Origin of the sequence: Aidingimonas halophila (assembly GCF_900106955.1) — a bacterium.
In the GTDB taxonomy this organism is placed as follows: Bacteria; Pseudomonadota; Gammaproteobacteria; order Pseudomonadales; family Halomonadaceae; genus Aidingimonas; species Aidingimonas halophila.
Genome location: NZ_FNNI01000020.1, coordinates 1 through 1211, shown reverse-complemented (window position 1 = coordinate 1211; position 1211 = coordinate 1). Strand labels below are relative to the sequence as shown.

The 1211-nt window shown below is 60.0% G+C and carries 2 protein-coding genes; both read left to right on the top strand.

The features are described from left to right. Positions 1–56: 56 nt before the first annotated feature. Positions 57–368 (top strand): DUF1153 domain-containing protein, encoded by a 312-nt coding sequence (locus BLW01_RS18260; RefSeq protein WP_092572460.1) that lies wholly within the window; start codon positions 57–59, stop codon positions 366–368. After that, entirely contained in the window at positions 293–1183 is an 891-nt protein-coding gene (locus BLW01_RS18255; protein WP_342341873.1) for an IS3 family transposase, read from the top strand. The genes BLW01_RS18260 and BLW01_RS18255 overlap by 76 nt, the downstream gene beginning before the upstream one ends. The last annotated feature ends 28 nt before the right edge of the window (positions 1184–1211 follow it).

Genomic DNA, 1211 nt, shown 5'->3' with positions numbered 1-1211 from the left:
TGAAGTGACCCCCTCCATAGCTGCACAGGGTATAGTGCAGTCATCAGGAGGACAGGATGAGCGACGACAACCCCATCAAACGATGGACCGCGAAGCGCAAGGCCGCCGTGGTCATGGACATCTTCAAGGGCAAGACCACGACGGCTGAAGTGGCTCGCCAGTACGACCTCACTGTCTCTGAGGTCGAGGGCTGGATCGATGAGGCCCAGCGCAGCATGGAAAACGGGTTCAAGGCCCGCCCCAAGGACATCCGTGAGCAGTATGAGTCCGAGCTCCGGGAGACCAAGGAGGCATTGGGCGAGGCCCATCTGCAGATCTATGCATTAAAAAAATTCAAGCGCCTGCTCGACGAGGACGAGAACTCGTAAGGTCGCTGCAGGCGCAACTGGCCGAGGAAGGCCATGTGGTATCGCTCGTCAAGCTCTGCCGCTGGCTGGGGTTCCCCCGGCGTAGCCTGTATTACCGGCCCAAGTCGCGGAAGCGTGTCATCAATGCCGACTTGGCGGTGCGGGTGAAACTGGCCCTGGAGCGGTTCCCCACCTATGGCTATCGCCGCCTGGCGTGTGTCCTGGGAGAGAACCGCAAGCCGATCCAGCGCATCCTGCAAATGAAAGGCTGGCAGGTGCGCAAGCGGCCACAAGGTTTCCGACCGCGTGCCAGGAGCTTGCCGTCAGTCACGTCACGGCCTGATGAACGCTGGGCGACGGATCTCACGCACGTGTGGTGTGGCAAGGATCGGCGAGCCAGCCTGGCGGTGATTATCGACTGCTGTACACGAGAGATTCTTGGTTGGCGATTATCGGACAATGGCAGCAGCAAGACAGCGGAGGCCGCACTGGAGGAAGCACTGATCTATCGGCTCGGAGCGCTGGGACGTGTTCAGCAACCGTTGGCCCTTCGGTCAGATAACGGGCTCGTTTTCAGCAGTCGCCACTACACCGGCACGGTGAAGGCCTATGGCCTCACGCAGGAGTTCACGACGCCGTATACCCCGGAGCAGAACGGGCTTGTTGAGCGCTTTTTCCGGTCCTTGAAGGAAGAGTGCATCTGGCTCAATCGCTTCGAGTCGCTGGGCCAAGCCAGGATCGTGATCGATCGCTGGATTCGGTACTACAACGAAGAGCGGCCACATCAGTCTCTGGACTATGTGGCACCCCGAGCACACCCGGCATTAGCTGCGTAGGGTGTGCAGAAACCAGGGGGTCATTACA

Excerpts from the sequence above, each read along its gene's own strand:
- BLW01_RS18260 (WP_092572460.1), top strand. The coding sequence starts at position 57 with ATGAGCGACGACAACCCCATCAAACGATGGACCGCGAAGCGCAAGGCC.